The organism is Streptomyces sp. NPDC093252 (assembly GCF_040683675.1).
Classification (GTDB): Bacteria; Actinomycetota; Actinomycetes; order Streptomycetales; family Streptomycetaceae; genus Streptomyces.
Window position 1 is genome coordinate 115,375 of record NZ_JBFBEM010000013.1, and the last position, 16,855, is coordinate 132,229.

20 protein-coding genes, 1 tRNA gene and 1 riboswitch are annotated in these 16,855 nt (G+C 70.3%); of the genes, 15 read left to right on the plus strand and 6 right to left on the minus strand.

Annotated features, from left to right (window positions below; genetic code table 11):
- The first annotated feature begins 41 nt into the window (after positions 1 to 41).
- The 7 genes from clpS (at position 42) to AB0O01_RS26210 (ending at position 5,312) form a co-directional block, all read left to right on the plus strand.
- Positions 42 to 359 carry an ATP-dependent Clp protease adapter ClpS gene (gene clpS / locus AB0O01_RS26180; RefSeq protein ID WP_355738581.1) on the plus strand — a complete coding sequence of 106 codons (318 nt, stop codon included), beginning with the start codon at positions 42 to 44 and terminating at the stop codon, positions 357 to 359.
- Positions 360 to 370: 11 nt separating this feature from the next.
- Complete coding sequence (locus AB0O01_RS26185) at positions 371 to 979, plus strand: DUF2017 domain-containing protein (protein ID WP_365317018.1); 609 nt, start codon at positions 371 to 373, stop codon at positions 977 to 979.
- A 789-nt stretch (positions 980 to 1,768) separates the two neighbouring features.
- Positions 1,769 to 3,214, plus strand: a complete 1,446-nt coding sequence (locus AB0O01_RS26190; RefSeq protein WP_365317019.1) for an amino acid permease — start codon at positions 1,769 to 1,771, stop codon at positions 3,212 to 3,214.
- Positions 3,215 to 3,305: 91 nt separating this feature from the next.
- Positions 3,306 to 3,728 (plus strand): M67 family metallopeptidase, encoded by a 423-nt coding sequence (locus tag AB0O01_RS26195; protein ID WP_365317021.1) that lies wholly within the window; start codon positions 3,306 to 3,308, stop codon positions 3,726 to 3,728.
- Positions 3,729 to 3,853: 125 nt separating this feature from the next.
- Positions 3,854 to 3,952, plus strand: a complete 99-nt coding sequence (locus tag AB0O01_RS26200) for a putative leader peptide (RefSeq protein ID WP_365317023.1) — start codon at positions 3,854 to 3,856, stop codon at positions 3,950 to 3,952.
- Positions 3,953 to 4,066: 114 nt separating this feature from the next.
- Positions 4,067 to 4,345 (plus strand): MoaD/ThiS family protein, encoded by a 279-nt coding sequence (locus AB0O01_RS26205; protein ID WP_365317025.1) that lies wholly within the window; start codon positions 4,067 to 4,069, stop codon positions 4,343 to 4,345.
- Between the two features lie 16 nt (positions 4,346 to 4,361).
- Positions 4,362 to 5,312 carry a cysteine synthase gene (locus tag AB0O01_RS26210; protein ID WP_365317026.1) on the plus strand — a complete coding sequence of 317 codons (951 nt, stop codon included), beginning with the start codon at positions 4,362 to 4,364 and terminating at the stop codon, positions 5,310 to 5,312.
- A gap of 149 nt (positions 5,313 to 5,461) precedes the next feature.
- Here AB0O01_RS26210 and AB0O01_RS26215 read toward each other — a convergent pair whose 3' ends face one another.
- Positions 5,462 to 5,935, minus strand: a complete 474-nt coding sequence (locus tag AB0O01_RS26215) for a type II toxin-antitoxin system PemK/MazF family toxin (RefSeq protein ID WP_365317028.1) — start codon at positions 5,933 to 5,935, stop codon at positions 5,462 to 5,464.
- Positions 5,936 to 6,160: 225 nt separating this feature from the next.
- On the opposite strand from AB0O01_RS26215, the gene AB0O01_RS26220 reads away from it, so the two are divergent.
- A complete protein-coding gene (locus AB0O01_RS26220) occupies positions 6,161 to 6,913 on the plus strand; it encodes an MBL fold metallo-hydrolase (RefSeq protein ID WP_365317030.1) in 753 nt (250 codons plus the stop codon).
- Positions 6,914 to 7,049: 136 nt separating this feature from the next.
- On the opposite strand, the gene AB0O01_RS26225 is transcribed toward AB0O01_RS26220, so the two are convergent.
- Entirely contained in the window at positions 7,050 to 8,300 is a 1,251-nt protein-coding gene (locus AB0O01_RS26225) for a PTS transporter subunit EIIC (RefSeq protein WP_365317032.1), read from the minus strand.
- 208 nt (positions 8,301 to 8,508) lie between these two features.
- Positions 8,509 to 9,795 carry a PTS transporter subunit EIIC gene (locus AB0O01_RS26230; RefSeq protein ID WP_365317033.1) on the minus strand — a complete coding sequence of 429 codons (1,287 nt, stop codon included), beginning with the start codon at positions 9,793 to 9,795 and terminating at the stop codon, positions 8,509 to 8,511.
- Positions 9,796 to 9,981: 186 nt separating this feature from the next.
- Between AB0O01_RS26230 and AB0O01_RS26235 the strand changes: the two genes are divergently transcribed.
- The 4 genes from AB0O01_RS26235 (at position 9,982) to rdgB (ending at position 12,336) form a co-directional block, all read left to right on the plus strand.
- Entirely contained in the window at positions 9,982 to 10,215 is a 234-nt protein-coding gene (locus AB0O01_RS26235; RefSeq protein WP_365317035.1) for a PTS glucose/sucrose transporter subunit IIB, read from the plus strand.
- Positions 10,216 to 10,368: 153 nt separating this feature from the next.
- Positions 10,369 to 11,106, plus strand: a complete 738-nt coding sequence (gene rph, locus AB0O01_RS26240) for a ribonuclease PH (protein WP_365317036.1) — start codon at positions 10,369 to 10,371, stop codon at positions 11,104 to 11,106.
- Between the two features lie 179 nt (positions 11,107 to 11,285).
- A complete protein-coding gene (locus tag AB0O01_RS26245; RefSeq protein WP_365317038.1) occupies positions 11,286 to 11,684 on the plus strand; it encodes a hypothetical protein in 399 nt (132 codons plus the stop codon).
- A 46-nt stretch (positions 11,685 to 11,730) separates the two neighbouring features.
- Entirely contained in the window at positions 11,731 to 12,336 is a 606-nt protein-coding gene (rdgB, locus tag AB0O01_RS26250) for an RdgB/HAM1 family non-canonical purine NTP pyrophosphatase (protein ID WP_365317039.1), read from the plus strand.
- Positions 12,337 to 12,407: 71 nt separating this feature from the next.
- Here the strand turns inward: rdgB and AB0O01_RS26255 are convergent.
- A tRNA-Leu gene (locus AB0O01_RS26255) sits at positions 12,408 to 12,494 on the minus strand.
- A 39-nt stretch (positions 12,495 to 12,533) separates the two neighbouring features.
- Positions 12,534 to 13,001: a thioredoxin-dependent thiol peroxidase gene (gene bcp / locus AB0O01_RS26260; protein WP_365317041.1), complete on the minus strand. Its 468-nt coding sequence runs from the start codon at positions 12,999 to 13,001 to the stop codon at positions 12,534 to 12,536.
- Positions 13,002 to 13,098: 97 nt separating this feature from the next.
- On the opposite strand from bcp, the gene AB0O01_RS26265 reads away from it, so the two are divergent.
- The 3 genes from AB0O01_RS26265 to AB0O01_RS26275 all read left to right on the plus strand — a co-directional run bounded on the left by AB0O01_RS26265 (position 13,099) and on the right by AB0O01_RS26275 (position 14,361).
- Positions 13,099 to 13,428: a DUF3618 domain-containing protein gene (locus AB0O01_RS26265; protein ID WP_365317043.1), complete on the plus strand. Its 330-nt coding sequence runs from the start codon at positions 13,099 to 13,101 to the stop codon at positions 13,426 to 13,428.
- Between the two features lie 43 nt (positions 13,429 to 13,471).
- Entirely contained in the window at positions 13,472 to 13,828 is a 357-nt protein-coding gene (locus AB0O01_RS26270) for a co-chaperone GroES (RefSeq protein ID WP_355738622.1), read from the plus strand.
- A gap of 87 nt (positions 13,829 to 13,915) precedes the next feature.
- Positions 13,916 to 13,985, plus strand: a riboswitch (guanidine-III (ykkC-III) riboswitch).
- Between the two features lie 55 nt (positions 13,986 to 14,040).
- Positions 14,041 to 14,361 carry a multidrug efflux SMR transporter gene (locus tag AB0O01_RS26275; protein ID WP_355738625.1) on the plus strand — a complete coding sequence of 107 codons (321 nt, stop codon included), beginning with the start codon at positions 14,041 to 14,043 and terminating at the stop codon, positions 14,359 to 14,361.
- Between the two features lie 27 nt (positions 14,362 to 14,388).
- Here the strand turns inward: AB0O01_RS26275 and AB0O01_RS26280 are convergent, their stop codons facing one another.
- Positions 14,389 to 16,797 (minus strand): transglycosylase domain-containing protein, encoded by a 2,409-nt coding sequence (locus tag AB0O01_RS26280; RefSeq protein ID WP_365317252.1) that lies wholly within the window; start codon positions 16,795 to 16,797, stop codon positions 14,389 to 14,391.
- Between the last annotated feature and the right edge of the window lie 58 nt (positions 16,798 to 16,855).

The following is a 16,855-nucleotide window of genomic DNA, read 5'->3' on the forward strand; positions in this document are numbered from 1 at the left end:
CCCATTTCGTCAGTGTGACGATTTGTGGTGGGCGTGGCAGCATGGGGGTTGTGACGTCAGCCGCTCCCATCGAGATCGAACGCACCGAGTCGGCGGAGGAGGTCTCTGCCGTACCCGAGCCCGACGTCCCCTGGGTCACCATCGTGCACAACGACCCGGTCAACCTCATGAGCTATGTGACGTACGTCTTCCAGACGTACTTCGGCTACTCCAAGGAGAAGGCGAACAAGCTCATGCTCGACGTCCACCACAAGGGCCGGGCGGTCGTCTCCAGCGGAAGCCGCGAGGAGATGGAGCGCGACGTGCAGGCGATGCACGGCTACGGCTTGTGGGCCACCCTCCAGCAGGACCGGAAGTAGCGACCGCCCCCATGCCAGGAACCTTCGAACGCCTCCCCGGCGGCGGCGCGGCCGTCGCCCTCGACGAGGTCGAGATCTCGATCATCCGGTCGCTGACCGTCCAGCTCCTGGAGCTGATCGGCCCCGGACCCGCCGAGGACGCCGCCGCCGACCCGCTGGCCGAGCTGTTCGCCGAGGGCCCGAGCGAGCCGCCCTCCGACCCGGTCCTCAAGCGCCTGTTCCCGGACGCCTACACGGACCCGATGCAGCCCCCCGCCTCCGCCGAGCGGGCCGAGGAACAGCGGGCGTACTCCGCCGAGTTCCGCCGCTTCACCGAGAACGACCTGCGGGCCGGCAAGCGCGACAACGCCCTCGCGGTGATCCGCTCGCTGGACGAACTGGCCGCCGACGCCACCGGTTCCGGCGCGGTGCTGAAGCTGACGCCCGACCGGGCCCGGCCCTGGCTCGGCGCGCTCAACGATCTGCGGCTCGCCATCGCCGCCCGCCTCGACATCACCGACGAGGACGAGAGCGCCCTGCTCTTCCGGCTCCCGGACGACGACGAGCGCAAGCCGATGGTGATGGCCTATCTGTGGCTGGGCGGCCTCCAGGAGACCCTGGTCCAGTCACTGATGCCCTGAGGGCGGTCGCCCCGGGCCCGCGGAGCCGCCGCCCGGCGAGGCTCCGCCCAGCGAGGCGCCCTCGGCCCGCGAGGGGCGCCCCCGGCGAAGCGCGCCCCGGCCCGCGGGAGACGCCGCCCGTGAGAGGCCCCGCCCGGCGGGGTTCCGCCCGGCCAAGCGCGCCCCCACCTGCGAGAGGCGCCACCTGGCGAGGTTCCGCCCGGCGAGGCGCGCCCTCGGCCCGCGAGAGGCGCCCCCCGGCGAGGCGCCCCCGGGCCCTCGAAGGGCCCCGCCCGGCGAAGCGCGCCCCGGCCCGCGAGAGGCCCCGCCCGGCGAAGCGCCCCCGGCCCTCGAAGGGCCCCCGCCCGGCGAGGCGCCCCCCACCCCGAAATCCCCCACCCGATGCGCCCCACCCCGCGAAGCCTGACCCCCCGAAGCCCCACCCGGTGAAGGCGGACGCCCCCATTCCTCCTTGGGTTCGATTGTCCGGGGACCGTCACGCTTACGTTCCTCAGTCAGCCCTCAAATCGCGGTATCGATCAAGTGAATGATGCCGTCGCTTATGGCGAGGCGGCTCCCCTTTGTCCCCTTCTTCCAGTGTGCTGCGTCACACAACGCCGGGACGGCCGGCCGTACCGGCGTGATACATCTTCACCTCGCCCGGCGGACGCCACCCCTGTCCGGCCCGGGTGCGCCACAGCGCCGGCCGACCGCCGGCCGGGCGACTCCATTCCATCCGGGGGGATCGAGACCCGATCCGAAGCCGCGCGCCGGCTCGGATCGGACATGGAGAGAAGGGGCGCACCACCCATGACCTCACCGCAGGTCGACCAGCACACGAGCGGACGCGATCACACCCCCGAGGAGGGCTACGAGCGCGGGCTCGGCAGCCGGCAGGTCCAGATGATCGCCATCGGCGGCGCCATCGGCGTCGGCCTCTTCCTGGGCGCCGGGGCGAACATCGCCAAGGCCGGACCGAGCCTCATCCTGATGTACGCCCTCGCTGGCGTGATCATCTTCTTCATCATGCGGGCCCTGGGCGAACTGCTCCTCTACCGCCCCGTCTCCGGCTCCTTCGCCGAGTACTCGCGGGAGTTCCTGGGCCCGTTCTTCGGCTACTTCACCGGCTGGACCTACTGGCTGATGTGGGTGGTCACCGGCATGGCGGAGCTGACCGCCGCCGCGATCTACGTCAACTACTGGTGGCCCGCCGTCCCGCAGTGGGTGACCGCGCTGGTCTTCCTGATCGTCCTGTTCGGGGCCAATCTGATCTCGGTGAAGCTGTTCGGCGAGATCGAGTTCTGGTTCTCGATGGTCAAGGTCACCGCGCTGATCGGCATGATCGTGATCGGCCTGGGCGTGCTGACCTTCGGCTTCAGCGCGGCCGGTGACACCGCCGCGGTCTCCAACCTCTGGGCCTTCGACGGCTTCTTCCCGACCGGCGTCGGCTCGTCCCTGATGACCCTCCAGGGCGTGATGTTCGCCTACCTCGCGGTCGAGCTGGTCGGTGTCACGGCCGGTGAGTCGGAGGACCCCGAGAAGACCCTCCCCAAGGCCATCAACACCCTCCCCTGGCGGATCGCGCTGTTCTACGTCGGCGCCCTCACCGTCATCCTGTGCGTGGTCCGCTGGACCGAGTTCGCGCCCGGGGTCAGCCCGTTCGTCGCGGCGTTCGCCCAGATCGGCATCCCGGCCGCGGCGGGCATCGTGAACTTCGTGGTGCTCACCGCCGCCCTGTCGTCCTGCAACTCCGGGATGTACTCCACCGGCCGCATGCTGCGCACCCTGGCCGACAACGGCGAGGCCCCGCGCGTCTTCAGCAGGCTGTCCGGCACCAAGACCCCCGCCTTCGGCATCACCGTCTCCGTGCTCTTCATGGGCATCGGTGTGGTCCTCAACTACATCGTCCCGGAGAAGGCGTTCGGCTATGTGGTCTCGGTCGCCACCGCCGCCGGTATCTGGACCTGGCTGATGATTCTGATCAGCCATGTCCTCTACCGCCGGGGCGTGGACGCGGGCCGCCTGGCGCGCTCCTCCTTCCCGGCCCCGGGCGGCGCGGTCTGCTCCTGGATCGCCATCGTGTTCCTGCTCTTCGTGACCTGTCTGATCGCGTACGACGCCGACGCCCGGGTGTGTCTGTACGTGATGGCGGGCTGGGCCGCCGCGCTCGGCATCGGCTGGCAGATCCTCAAGACCCGCACCCCCGCACCGGAGGGCGCCGAGGGCACCCCCGGCAAGGTCGACAGCATCGGCTGACCCCGGCCGCGCGGACGCCCGCCGTCCGCCATCCGGACCGCCCCGTACCAGCCATCGGTACGGGGCGGTCCGCACGCTTATCCTGGCGACCATGCTGACCATCACCCAGGCGCTGTACGACCGGATCGTCGCCCACGCGCGCGAGGACCACCCCGACGAGGCGTGCGGCGTGGTAGCGGGCCCGGTGGGCCGGGGCCGCCCCGAGCGGTTCATCCCGATGCTGAACGCCGCCCGCTCGCCCACCTTCTACGAGTTCGACTCCGGCGACCTGCTCAAGCTCTACCGCGAGATGGACGACCGCGACGAGGAGCCGGTGATCATCTACCACTCCCACACCGCGACCGAGGCGTACCCCTCGCGTACCGACATCTCCTACGCCAACGAGCCCGGCGCCCACTACGTCCTGGTCTCCACCGCGGACGCCGACGGCGCCGGGGAGTTCCAGTTCCGCTCCTTCCGGATCCTGGAGGGGGAGGTCACCGAGGAGGAGGTCACGGTCGTCGCGGCCTACTGAGCCGGGGACGCCCGATCCCGCCCCTGATCCCGGTATGCGGCCCCGATCCCGGTATTCGGTCAGAATTCATCCACTATGTGGGATCCCTCTCGGATCGGCGGACCGGGAATCGTTACGATGACCGCATGGTTCTGAACGACGTGAGCGAGAAGACGCCGAGCAGCCCGCTGCTCGTGGCGCGGCTGCACGTCGACCTGTGCAGGCTGAACAGCGCCATCTGTTGACGTTCCCCGCCGCCGCACGGCCGTGAGCCGCGGCGTCACCCCGCACCACACCCGCCGCACCGACGCCGTCGCGCGCCCACCGACCAGCCTTCTTCCGACAGGAGCCCTCCCACCATGGCCATCGAGGTCCGCATCCCCACCATCCTGCGCCAGTACACCGACGGCCAGAAGGCCGTGGCGGGCAGTGGTGACACCCTTGCCGAGCTGTTCGCCGACCTGGAGACCCGGCATACGGGCATCGAGGCCCGCATCGTGGACGGCGGCCAGCTCCGCCGGTTCGTCAACGTCTACCTCAACGACGAGGACGTCCGCTTCCTGGACGGCATCGGCACCAAGCTCGCCGACGGCGACAACGTGACGATCCTGCCGGCCGTGGCCGGCGGCATGGCCTGATCGGCCACCGCCCCCGATGCGCTACGACTCCCCGCTGGCCGCGGTGGGCAACACCCCCCTGGTGCGCCTGCCGCGGCTCTCGCCCTCCCCCGAGGTGCGGATCTGGGCCAAGCTGGAGGACCGCAACCCCACCGGCTCCATCAAGGACCGCCCCGCCCTGCACATGATCGAGCAGGCCGAGAAGGACGGCCGCCTCACCCCGGGCTGCACGATCCTGGAGCCCACCTCCGGCAACACCGGCATCTCCCTGGCCATGGCCGCCAAGCTCAAGGGCTACCGCATGGTGTGCGTGATGCCCGAGAACACCTCGCAGGAGCGCCGGGACCTGCTCGGCATGTGGGGCGCCGAGATCATCTCGTCCCCGGCCGCGGGCGGCTCCAACACCGCCGTCCGGGTCGCCAAGGAACTCTCCGCCGAGCACCCCGACTGGGTCATGCTCTACCAGTACGGCAACCCGGACAACGCGGGCGCCCACTACGCGGGCACCGGCCCCGAGATCCTCGCTGACCTCCCCTCGATCACCCACTTCGTCGCCGGACTCGGCACCACCGGCACCCTCATGGGCGTCGGCCGCTTCCTGCGCGAGCACAAGCCGGACGTACGGATCGTCGCCGCCGAGCCGCGCTACGACGACCTGGTCTACGGACTGCGCAACCTCGACGAGGGCTTCGTCCCCGAGCTGTACGACGCCTCCGTGCTCACCACCCGGTTCTCGGTCGGCTCCGCCGACGCGGTCACCCGCACCCGGGAACTGCTCCAGCAGGAGGGCATCTTCGCGGGCGTCTCCACCGGCGCCGCGCTGCACGCCGCGATCGGGGTCGGCCAGAAGGCGGTCAAGGCGGGCGAGAGCGCGGACATCGTCTTCGTGGTGGCCGACGGCGGCTGGAAGTATCTGTCGACCGGCGTCTACACCGCGGCGACGACGGAGGAAGCGATCGAAACCCTCCAGGGCCAGCTCTGGGCCTAGTGACCTGACCGGCGCGCCGACCCGCGCAGCGCGGCGGCCCAGACCCCGGCCGCCGCGTACCCACCGGAACCGGTAGCCGCCCGTACGCACGGGAAACCGGTAACCGCAGGACCCGGCAACCGCAGGACCCGGTCACCGCCGTGACCCGGTCACCGTGCCAGATGCCGCACCCGGTCCCACAGTGCCGGTTCCACCGGCCCCACCCGGCGGCGGAAACCGCTCACCCGGACCCGGCGCAGCTCGTCCGTCTCCAGGAAGCTCGGCCGTCCCCGGGCGTCCCCGACCGAGCCCGGCGGCAGCGGGATCACCCCGGAGCGCTCCTCCCGGAACCTCGTGGTGATCTTGGCGACCAGCGCCCACCGCCCCCGGACCGCCAGCACCAGACAGGGCCGGTCCTTGGCGCCCGGCCCGTCCTCGTAGGGCACCTCCGCCCACCAGATCTCCCCGGCCCGCGGACCGGGTCCCGCCGCCGCGCGCTCCGGACGGCCCCCGCGCCCCGGGTGTCCGGGCGGCCGGGTGATCCGCCCGCCCGGCCGGCTCCCGCGGCCCCAGCCGTCGACCAGGGTCGCGACCAGCGCGAGCAGGACCACCGCAGCCAGCGCGAGCCACCATGACGTGTCCATACCGACGACGGTACCGGCGTCCGCCCGCCCGGTGGGGCGCCCCCGCCCCGGACGCGCGACGCGCCCGGCCCCCGCACCCCGTCCGTCCAGCCGAACCGGTGACACCACAGGTGAGTTCGCCCACAACAGACCTTGCCGGAGGAGCGACCGGACGTTTTGCGCCTTACGCTCGACAAACCGCACGACCCCCGTCTCTCCATATCCGCCAGCGGAGGTTTCTGTTTCATGAAGCTCACCGTCGTCGGCTGCTCGGGGTCGTTCCCGTCCGCGGAATCGGCCTGTTCGAGTTACCTCGTCGAGGCCGACGGCTACCGGCTGCTCCTCGACATGGGCAACGGTGCCCTGGGTGAGTTGCAGCGCCACTGCGGTCTCTACGACCTCGACGCGATCTTCCTGAGCCATCTGCACGCCGACCACTGCATCGACATGTGCGCCTATTTCGTGGCGCGGTACTACCGGCACGACGGCGGGCGGTGCGATCCGATCCCGGTCTTCGGGCCGGAGGGCACCGAGCACCGGCTGACCACCGCCTACGCGGACACCCCGACGGCCTCCTCCATGAGCGAGGTCTTCGACTTCCACACCGTCAAGCCCGGCACCTTCGAGATCGGCCCCTTCACGGTCCACACCGACCGGGTCGCCCATCCGGTGGAGGCGTACGGCATCCGGGTGGAGCACGGCGGGCGGTCCCTGGTGTACTCCGGTGACACCGGGGTCACCCCGGCGCTGGACGAACTCGCCCGGGACGCCGACCTGTTCCTGTGCGAGGCCGCCTTCACCCACGGCAAGGAATCCATCCCGGACCTGCACCTCACCGGCCGCGAGGCGGGCGAGACCGCGCACCGGGCCGGCGCCCGGCGCCTGGTCCTCACCCACATCCCCCCGTGGACCGACCCCCAGCACAATCTGGCCGACGCCCGCGCGGTGTACGCCGGCCCGGCGGAACTGGCGGCGCCGAGGGTGACGTACGAGGTCTGACGCAACCCGCACCCGCACCCGCACCCGCGGCACGCAGGAGACAGGACGAAGGCCCCGGCATCGTGGTGATGCCGGGGCCTTCGTCAGGGGCGTATGGGAGGCACCCCGGGAGGGTGGGGTTACGCCCCTGCGGGGGTTACGCCTTGGTGAGGTCCTCGATCTCCTCCTCGGGCTCGCGGCCCGGGGTGGTGAGGTTGAACTTGACGATCGCGAACCGGAAGAGCGTGTAGTAGATCGCGGCGAAGACCAGTCCGATCGGGATGATCAGCCATGGCCTGGTGGCCAGGTTCCAGTTCAGCGCGTAGTCGATGAAGCCCGCGGAGAAGTTGAAGCCCGCGTGGACGCCGAGGGCCCAGGTGATCGCCATGGACAGCGCCGTCAGCACCGCGTGGATCACGTACAGCAGCGGCGCGATGAACATGAACGAGAACTCGATCGGCTCGGTGACACCGGTCACGAACGAGGTCAGGGCCAGCGAGACCATCATGCCCATCACGGCCTTGCGGCGCTCGGGGCGGGCGGCGTGCGCGATGGCGATGGCGGCGGCGGGCAGACCGAACATCATGATCGGGAAGAAGCCGGACATGAACATTCCGGCCTCGGGGTCACCCGCGAGGAAGCGGCTGTAGTCACCGTGGACGACATCACCGGCGGCGTTGGTGAAGTCACCGAGCTGGAACCAGGCCACGGTGTTCACGAACTGGTGCATGCCGATCGGGATGAGCGCGCGGTTGATCGCACCGAACAGCGCGGCACCGAAGGAGCCCAGACCGGTCATCCACTCGCCGAAGTTGCTGATGCCGTCACCGATCGGCTCCCAGACCAGCCCGAAGAAGACACCGACCGCGACACCGACGAACGCCATGATGATCGGGACGAGCCGCCGGCCGTTGAAGAAGCCGAGCCAGTCCACCAGCTTCTTGCGGTGGTACCGCTGCCACAGGACCGCCGACAGCAGACCCATGATGATGCCGCCGAGCACACCGGGATTGTTGTAGGTGGCGGCGGCGTCGGCACCGTCCTGGACGACGGCCTCGGTGACCGGGAAGGACTCCAGGACCTTGCTGTAGACCAGGAAACCGACCAGGGCGGCGAGGGCGGTGGAGCCGTCGGACTTCTTGGCGAAGCCGATGGCCACACCTATACAGAAGAGCATGGGCAGAGAGCCGGTGATCGCGCTGCCCGCGTTGGCGAACACCGACGCGACCTTGTCCCAGCCCAGGCCGTCCTTGCCGAAGACGTCGTCCTGGCCGAGACGGACCAGCAGGCCCGCCGCGGGCAGCACGGCGATCGGGAGCTGAAGGCTGCGGCCGACTTTCTGGAGGCCCTGGAACAGTCCGGATCCCCGCTTCTTCGCGGGGGCCGCCGTGGTGGTGGCGGAGCTCATACTTCCTCCAACGGGTGGTGGTCTACACCACTCAGTGGTGTAGACCTGTTCTAGCAGATGAGCTACGCATAAGGAACCCACCTTTCATAACGTCCTGGGATGCTGTTCCGGATCAATCCGCGGGCCACCGGAAACACGCCGAAAGGCCCTCGGACGCGGGGTCCAAGGGCACTGGGGCGGACGTTAGTTGAGGCGGCTGTGAAGCGGGTTACACCTTGGTCACGTCTTCCACCTCGTCCTCCGGTTCACGGCCCGGGGTCTTCAGATCGAACACGGTGATCGCGAACCGGAAGATCACGTAGTAGACGGCGGCGAAGGCCAGGCCGATCGGGATGATCAGCCAGGGTCTGGTCGCCAGGTTCCAGTTGATGAGGTAGTCGATCAGACCGGCGGAGAAGCTGAAGCCGTCCTTCACGCCCAGCCCCCAGGTCACCGCCATCGACACCCCCGTCAGCACCGCGTGCACCGCGTACAGCACGGGCGCGACGAACAGGAACGAGTACTCGATCGGCTCGGTGATGCCGGTGACGAACGAGGTCAGCGCCACCGACAGCATCAGCCCTCCGACCTCCTTGCGCCGGCCCGCCCGCGCGGTGTGGGTGATGGCCAGCGCGGCGGCCGGCAGGGCGAACATCATGATCGGGAAGAACCCGGTGGTGAACTGTCCCGCGCCCGGGTCCCCGGCCAGGAACATATTGATGTCGCCGTGCACCACCGTGCCGTCCGGCTTGGTGTACGAGCCGAACTGGAACCAGATGGGCACGTTCAGGAACTGGTGCAGTCCGATCACCAGCAGCGCCCGGTTGGCGACCCCGAAGATGCCCGAGCCCCAGGCGCCGAGGCCGTCCAGCCAGGAGCTGAAGCTCTCCAGGGCGCTGCCGATCGGCGGCCAGATCCACAGGCACAGCGAGGCGAAGGCGATGGCCACGAACGCCATGATGATCGGGACGAGCCGGCGCCCGTTGAAGAAGCCCAGCCAGTCGACCAGCCGGGTGCGGTGGAAACGGGCCCAGAACCAGGCGGCCAGCAGCCCCATCACGATCCCGCCGAACACCCCCGGGTTCTGATAGGTGAAGGGCCCGACCGTGCCGTCCTGCGCCTGGCACCCCGCCACCACCACCCGCGCCCCGGGCGGGCACTCCACCGGGAACTGGCGCAGCACCGAGTAGTAGACGAGGAACCCGGCGACCGCCGCGAGCGCCGTCGAGCCGTCCGCCTTCTTCGCCATCCCGATGGCGACCCCGACGCAGAACAGCAGCGGCAGCCCCAGCGCGGAGTCCAGCAGCGCGCCGCCCGCGCCCACCATCACCTTGGAGACATCGGTCCAGCCGAGCCCCTCGGCCCCGAACACATCCGGCTGCCCGAGCCGGTTGAGGATGCCCGCGGCAGGCAGGACGGCGATGGGCAGTTGAAGGCTCCGGCCCATTTTCTGAAGCCCCTGGAACAGACTGTTCCAGCGGGCCCGTCCCGGACTGACGACGCTCTCGGCACTCATCGGACTCCTCTCGGACTCCTCCCGGTGGGGCCGGGCTTGGCGGCGGTCCATGTGGTGGTGTAGACCAGTTGACAGAGGGTTCCGCTGTCGTGTCGCCATCATTCGGTACGGACGGCATGACCGCTCGCGAAGTTGGGCCAACTGTGGGTTACTGCGACAAAGCGGTTCGGATCAGGGAGAAGGAACATGGCCAGCAAGGCTGAGAAGATCGTCGCCGGGCTCGGGGGCTTGGAGAACATCGAGGAGATCGAGGGCTGCATCACCCGGCTTCGGGTCGACGTCGCCGACGCGTCCCTGGTCGACGAGGCCGCTCTCAAGGGCGCCGGCGCCCACGGCGTGGTGAAGATGGGCACGGCCATCCAGGTCGTCGTCGGCACCGACGCCGACCCGATCGCCGCGGACATCGAAGACATGATGTGACCCCCCGCCCCGGGTGAGGTGACCACGGGGCGAGGTGAGGGGAGCCCCTCCGGCACGACCGCCGGAGGGGCTCCTTCCTGTGCCCGCGACCGCCCCCGGCCGTCGGCGTACCTGCCGGTAAGGGGCGCCCTCCCAGGGGGCTAGGCTCAGCGCATGTCACGAATCGACGGCCGCACCCCCCAGCAGCTCCGCCCGGTCACCATCGAACGCGGCTGGAGCAAGCACGCCGAGGGCTCCGTCCTCGTCTCCTTCGGGGACACCAAGGTCTTCTGCACCGCCTCCGTCACCGAGGGCGTCCCGCGCTGGCGCAAGGGCAGCGGCGAGGGCTGGGTCACCGCCGAGTACGCGATGCTGCCCCGCGCCACCAACACCCGCGGCGACCGCGAGTCGGTCCGGGGCCGCATCGGCGGCCGTACGCACGAGATCTCCCGCCTGATCGGCCGCTCCCTGCGCGCGGTCATCGACTACAAGGCGCTCGGCGAGAACACGATCGTCCTCGACTGCGATGTCCTCCAGGCCGACGGCGGCACCCGCACCGCCGCCATCACCGGCGCCTATGTCGCCCTCGCCGACGCCATCACCTGGGCCCACGGCAGGAAGCTGATCCGCGCCAGCCGCCAGCCCCTCACCGGCACCGTCGCCGCCGTCTCCGTCGGCATCGTCGACGGCGTCCCGCTGCTCGACCTGCGCTACGAGGAGGACGTCCGCGCCGAGACCGACATGAACGTGGTCTGCACCGGTGACGGACGCTTCGTGGAGGTGCAGGGCACCGCCGAGGCCGAGCCGTTCGCCCGCGAGGAGCTGAACGCCCTGCTGGACCTGGCCGTCGCCGGATGCGGGGAACTGGCCGCCGCCCAGCGCGCCGCGCTTGATACGGTCCTCGAAAAGTAATCGGCAAGTAAAGGGCGCACCGAAGGAGCCGTCCGGCGCGGGCAACCGTGGCCGCCGGTCCCTGCGTCACTACCGGTACGGGCGTACGGCTGATCCCTGTGCGCCCGGCCAGCAGTTCAGGGCACAGGGGGCGGCATCGGGCCGGGTCCCGGCCCGCACCCGAGGGAGGGGACCGTTCCATGGCCGCGAGCCGCCGTCGCCGCACCGCAGCCGTCGCCGCCACCGTGGCGGCCGTCGCGCTCACCGCCGGCCTCACCACCGGCTGCGACGCCGTCAGCACCGCGCTGGACTGCGTCCAGACCGCCGACGCCATCGCCGACAGCGTCACCGACCTCCAGCAGGCCGTCGACGCGGCGGCGAACGACCCGACCCAGCTCAGCGAGTCCCTCCAGTCCATCGAGGACAATCTGAACGAGATCGGGGACACCACCGACAACACCGATGTCTCCCAGGCGGTGGACGACCTCCGCACAGCCGTCGAGAACGTCAACACCGCGGTGGAGAACGGCGACGCGACCCCGGACATCAGCCCGGTCACCGACGCCGCCGGTGAGCTGACCAAGGTCTGCACCCCGTAGGGACCGCACCCGACCGGCGTTGCGGGGGGCCCGCGATACTGAGGGCATGACCCGCCTGATCCTTGCCACCCGCAACGCCGGGAAGCTCATCGAACTCAAGGCCATCCTGGCCGACGCCGGACTCCCGCACGAACTGGTCGGCGCGGACGCCTACCCCGAGATCCCGGACGTCAAGGAGACCGGCGTCACCTTCGCCGAGAACGCCCTGCTCAAGGCGCACGCCCTCGCGCGGGCCACCGGCCTGCCCGCCGTCGCCGACGACTCGGGCCTGTGCGTGGACGTGCTGGGCGGCGCCCCCGGCATCTTCTCCGCCCGCTGGGCCGGACGGCACGGCGACGACCGGGCCAATCTCGATCTGCTGCTCGCCCAGCTCTCCGACATCGGCGACGACCACCGCGCCGCCCACTTCGCCTGCGCCGCCGCCCTCGCCCTGCCGGACGGCACCGAGCGGGTGGTCGAGGGCCGGCTGCGCGGCACCCTGCGCCACACCCCCGCCGGTACCCACGGCTTCGGCTACGACCCGGTCCTCCAGCCCGACGGCCACGACCGGACCTGCGCGGAGCTGAGCCCCGAAGAGAAGAACGCCATCAGCCATCGCGGGAAGGCGTTCCGCGCGCTGGTGCCCGTCGTACGGGAGCTGATCGCGCCGTAGGCGTGTCCGGGCACGCACGGGAAGCGGGACGGGCGTCGCGCCCGGACATGCCTCGGGAAGAAGAGTGGTTGTGGTGCGGCCGGAGGGACTCGAACCCTCACGGGAGTTACCCCACTGGGACCTAAACCCAGCGTGACTGCCAATTCCACCACGGCCGCCTGCTGCTGCCCGGCCATGCTACTGGCCGGGCAGGGGCGTCAGATGCCCAGATCCTTGATGATCTTCGCCACGTGGCCCGTCGCCCGGACGTTGTAGAACGCCCGCTCGACCTTGCCCTCCTCGTCCACCACGACCGTGGAGCGGATGACACCCAGATAGGTCTTGCCGTAGTTCTTCTTCTCGCCGTACGCCCCGTACGCCTCGATCACGGTCTTGTCCGGGTCCCCGGCCAGCACCACCCGCAGGTGCTCCTTCTCGCGGAACTTCGCGAGCTTCTCGGGGGCGTCCGGGGAGATCCCGATCACGTCGTACCCGGCGGCGGCCAGGACGTCCAGGTTGTCGGTGAAGTCGCAGGCCTGCTTGGTGCAGCCGGGTGTCAGGGCGGCCGGGTAGAAATAGACGATGACCTTGCGGCCCTTGTGGTCCGCCAGGGACACATCGTTGCCGTCGGCGTCGGGCAGGGTGAAGGCGGGGGCCACGTCCCCGGGCTGGAGTCGCTCACTCATGGGATCGAGCGTAACCGGGGGTGCTGACCGTGCGGTCCGCCGGGAAGCTGACAGACTGTCCGGAACAGTGCATCAGCGGAACTTCGGAGGCCGTACGGTGGCGGACACGTCGGACACCAGAACCCCGGCGCAGATCGAGGCGGACATCCAGCGCCGCCGCGAGGTGCTGGCCGAGACCCTCGACGAGATCGGGGTCCGGGTCCACCCCAAGACGATCGTGGGCGATGCCAGGGCCAAGGCCGCGGCCCAGGTCGACCACACACTCGGCAAGGCATATGTGCAGGTCAACAAGGCCGTGACCGAGGTGCGGCAGCGGTTCGTCACCGACGAGGGCGCCCCCCGCCTCGAACGGATCGTGCCCCTCGCCCTGGTCACCGTCGGCGTGGTGGGCCTGCTGGCCCTGTCCGCCCGGCGCCGCAAGGGCTGACCCGGAGGCGGACGGCCGTGGTGAAGGCAGGTAGGTTCGAGCCGTGAGCGCCAACACGAACGACTCCAGCACCCACCCGGACAAGCTGCCCATCCGCATGCTGCACGACCGGGTCCTGGTCCGCCAGGACACCGCCGAGGGCGAGCGGCGGTCCGGCGGCGGCATCCTCATCCCCGCCACCGCGGCCGTCGGCCGCCGGCTGGCCTGGGCCGAGGTGGTCGCGGTGGGACAGAACGTACGGACGGTGGAGCCGGGCGACCGGGTGCTCTACGACCCCGAGGACCGTGCCGAGGTCGAGGTGCGCGGGGTGGCGTATGTGCTGATGCGCGAGCGGGATCTGCACGCCGTCGCCGCCGACCGCTTCGAGGGCTCGGAGGACTCGACGGGGCTGTATCTCTAGCTCCCGGGATCTGGAGATCCCGGGCGCGGCCTGCGAAGTAGCGGCTCCGAAGGGCTGGTGACCATCGTCACCAGCCCTTTTCCCTGTTCTTTGCTATGTTTGGAAGGCATCCCGACGAGACGCGCCGTACCGGGCCGAAACGCAAAGACGACGCACCCCGTTCAGTGACAAGACGTGACACAACGTGGCACGACGTCTCGGAGGTGCCTGACATGGCCTGGATTCTGCTGCTCATCGCCGGTCTGCTCGAAGTCGGCTGGTCGATCGGGATGAAGTACACCGAGGGCTTCACCAAGCTCTGGCCCAGTGTGTTCACCGGGATCGGGATCGCCGCCAGCATGATCCTGCTGGCCCAGGCCGCCAAGACCCTGCCCATCGGCACCGCCTACGGCGTCTGGGTCGGTATCGGCGCGGCCGGTGCGGCGATTCTCGGGATGGCCATCCTGGGCGAGCCGGTGACCGCCGCCCGGATCTTCTTCATCTCCCTGCTGCTGGTCGCCGTCGTCGGCCTGAAGGCGACCTCCGGTCACTGACCCGAGGCCGCCCCGCCCGGGGACCGGTCACTGCCGACGCGTCGTCGGCAGTCCGCCGGTCCCCGTCGTCGTTCCCGCGTCGGTCCCGCCGCCCCCGTCGGCGCCGCCGCTCGGGGTCTCGCCCGTGGTCCCCCCGGTGCCGGTCTCCCCGCCGGTCACCCCTCCGTCGGCCGTACCGCCGCCCCCGGTGGTCTCGCCGGTCGTCCCGCCGTCGGCGGTACCCCCGGTCACCCCTCCGTCGGCCGTACCGCCGCCGTCCGTCGTACCGGTGCTCGGCCCGGTCGGCGTCTCGGTGCCACCGGTGCCGTTGTCCGGCTCCTCGCTGGGCGGCTCGGCCACATCGGACGAGTTCTCCGGGTCGGGGTCACCGCTGCTCGGCGGCGTCGACGGATACACCCAGTCCTCGGCGCCGTCCTGCACCTGGAGGTCGAACTCCTTGACCTCGACCCCCTTGAGCGCGGCCTTGGTGTACTGCGCCCAGATCTCCGCGGGCGGCCCGCTGCCGCTCACCCGCGCCAGGCCCATGGCCCCGTACAGCGGTTCCTGCGCGGCCGTCTCCGGGTTCTGGCCCATCACCGCGACCACCGTCACCAGCTCCGGGGTGAACCCGGCGAACCAGGCCGCCTTGTCCTGCTCGGCGGTGCCCGTCTTGCCCGCCGCCGGACGGCCCGCCGCCTGCGCCGCGACCCCGCTGCCGTTGTCGACCACGCTCTGGAGCACCGAGGTGGTGGTGTCGGCGGCCTCGCGGCTGATCACCCGGCTGGTCTTGCGCTCGGGCACCGGGATCTCCTCCGCGCCCTCCTTGGTGATCTTCTTCACCAGGGTGTACGCCCCGTACCGGCCGTGGTCGGCGAGGGTGGTGTACGCCTGCGCCATGTCCAGGGGGCTCGCGGTGGCCACGCCGAGCGCGACCGCGGGGACCGCGTCCAGCGACGGGGTGTCCTTCGGCAGCCCGATGCTCTCCGCCGTCCCCACCACCTTGTCCGGGCCCACGTCCACCGCCATCTGGGCGTAGACCGAGTTCACCGACTTGTCGGTGGCCTCGCGCACCGAGAGATCGCCGTAGTCGACCTCGTCCTGGTTCTCCGGGGCGTAGGAGCCGCCGCTCCAGCCCTCCACCGGGCGCTCGCTGCTGCCGTCGTAGACGGTGTTGGGGGTGATCGTCCGGCCGCCCTGGGTGCTGGCCTTGTGGTCGACCGCCGAGGTGAACACGAACGGCTTGAAGGTGGAGCCCACCTGGTAGTCCCGGCGGGTGGCGCCGTTGGTGTACTGCTGGACGTAGTCGATGCCGCCGTACATCGCGACGACCTCGCCGGTCTTCGGGTCGATGGAGGCGCCGCCCGCGCGGACGTAGTTGTCCACCTTGCGGTCCTTCTTGTCCAGCTCGGACATGAGCTGGTCGTCGACCGCCTTCACAAAGGCGTCCTGCTTCGGCTTCTGGAGGGTGGTGGTGATCCGGTAGCCGCCGGTCTCCAACTGCTCCGGGGTGAGGATCTCCCGCTCGGTCAGATACTGCTTGACCGCCTCCACCAGATAGCCGCGCTGCCCGGACATCCCGGTCGACAGCGTCGCCTCCCTGGGCACCGGGAACTTCAGCCCCGCCCGCTCCGGCTCCGCCAGCCAGCCCTTCTTGACCATGCCGTCCAGCACATAGTTCCAGCGGGCCTCGGCCGCGCCGCGGTTCTGCGGGTTGGCGATCACGTCGTACTCGCTGGGCGCGTTCAGCAGCGAGGCGAGGTAGGCGCCCTGCGCCGCGTCCAGGTCCTTGGCGTCGATGCCGTAGTACGCCTGGGCCGCGGCCTGCATTCCGTAGGCGTTGCGGCCGAAGAAACTGGTGTTGAGGTAGCCCTCCAGGATCTGGTCCTTGCTCTTCTCCTGGTCCAGCTTGATCGAGATGAAGAACTCCTTCACCTTGCGGGTGACGGTCTGCTCCTGCGCCAGGTAGTAGTTCTTCACATACTGCTGGGTGATCGTGGACCCGGACTGCTTGCCCTCGCCCGTCGCGGTCTTCCAGGCCGCCCGGACCATCGCCTTCGGGTCGATCGCCGACTGGTTGTAGAACTCGCGGTCCTCCGCCGCCAGTACCGCGTTGCGGGCGTCCTTGGAGATCGCCGACAGCGGGACGTTCTCCCGGTTCACCTCGCCGTCGCGGGCGAGCTGCGAGCCGTCCGCATAGAGATACACATTGCTCTGCTTGGTCGCCAGCGCGTTCGCCGGCGGGATCTTCACCAGGGAGTAGCCCAGGAAGAACAGCCCGCCGAGCAGCAGCAGGCCGGTCACACAGGTGGCCAGCGTGATCCGCCAGGTCGGGATCAGCCGCCGCCACCCGGTCCGTTTCGGCCGGTTCTTCTTCCCGCCCTCCGGCGGTGCCCCCTCCGGCGGTGGCTGCGGTGCCGAGCCCTCGGTCGGCTGCTGCGGCTGCGGCTGGTCGCTCATCTCGTGCACGGACTCCTGTTTCGCGTCGTACGGGAACTCCGTACGCCCTCGGTAACGC

Excerpts from the sequence above, each read along its gene's own strand:
- clpS (WP_355738581.1), top strand. The coding sequence starts at position 42 with ATGGGGGTTGTGACGTCAGCCGCTCCCATCGAGATCGAACGCACCGAG.
- AB0O01_RS26185 (WP_365317018.1), top strand. The coding sequence starts at position 371 with ATGCCAGGAACCTTCGAACGCCTCCCCGGCGGCGGCGCGGCCGTCGCC.
- AB0O01_RS26190 (WP_365317019.1), top strand. The coding sequence starts at position 1,769 with ATGACCTCACCGCAGGTCGACCAGCACACGAGCGGACGCGATCACACC.
- AB0O01_RS26195 (WP_365317021.1), top strand. The coding sequence starts at position 3,306 with ATGCTGACCATCACCCAGGCGCTGTACGACCGGATCGTCGCCCACGCG.
- AB0O01_RS26200 (WP_365317023.1), top strand. The coding sequence starts at position 3,854 with ATGGTTCTGAACGACGTGAGCGAGAAGACGCCGAGCAGCCCGCTGCTC.
- AB0O01_RS26205 (WP_365317025.1), top strand. The coding sequence starts at position 4,067 with ATGGCCATCGAGGTCCGCATCCCCACCATCCTGCGCCAGTACACCGAC.
- AB0O01_RS26210 (WP_365317026.1), top strand. The coding sequence starts at position 4,362 with ATGCGCTACGACTCCCCGCTGGCCGCGGTGGGCAACACCCCCCTGGTG.
- AB0O01_RS26215 (WP_365317028.1), bottom strand. The coding sequence starts at position 5,935 with ATGGACACGTCATGGTGGCTCGCGCTGGCTGCGGTGGTCCTGCTCGCG.
- AB0O01_RS26220 (WP_365317030.1), top strand. The coding sequence starts at position 6,161 with ATGAAGCTCACCGTCGTCGGCTGCTCGGGGTCGTTCCCGTCCGCGGAA.
- AB0O01_RS26225 (WP_365317032.1), bottom strand. The coding sequence starts at position 8,300 with ATGAGCTCCGCCACCACCACGGCGGCCCCCGCGAAGAAGCGGGGATCC.
- AB0O01_RS26230 (WP_365317033.1), bottom strand. The coding sequence starts at position 9,795 with ATGAGTGCCGAGAGCGTCGTCAGTCCGGGACGGGCCCGCTGGAACAGT.
- AB0O01_RS26235 (WP_365317035.1), top strand. The coding sequence starts at position 9,982 with ATGGCCAGCAAGGCTGAGAAGATCGTCGCCGGGCTCGGGGGCTTGGAG.
- rph (WP_365317036.1), top strand. The coding sequence starts at position 10,369 with ATGTCACGAATCGACGGCCGCACCCCCCAGCAGCTCCGCCCGGTCACC.
- AB0O01_RS26245 (WP_365317038.1), top strand. The coding sequence starts at position 11,286 with ATGGCCGCGAGCCGCCGTCGCCGCACCGCAGCCGTCGCCGCCACCGTG.
- rdgB (WP_365317039.1), top strand. The coding sequence starts at position 11,731 with ATGACCCGCCTGATCCTTGCCACCCGCAACGCCGGGAAGCTCATCGAA.
- bcp (WP_365317041.1), bottom strand. The coding sequence starts at position 13,001 with ATGAGTGAGCGACTCCAGCCCGGGGACGTGGCCCCCGCCTTCACCCTG.
- AB0O01_RS26275 (WP_355738625.1), top strand. The coding sequence starts at position 14,041 with ATGGCCTGGATTCTGCTGCTCATCGCCGGTCTGCTCGAAGTCGGCTGG.
- AB0O01_RS26280 (WP_365317252.1), bottom strand. The coding sequence starts at position 16,797 with ATGAGCGACCAGCCGCAGCCGCAGCAGCCGACCGAGGGCTCGGCACCG.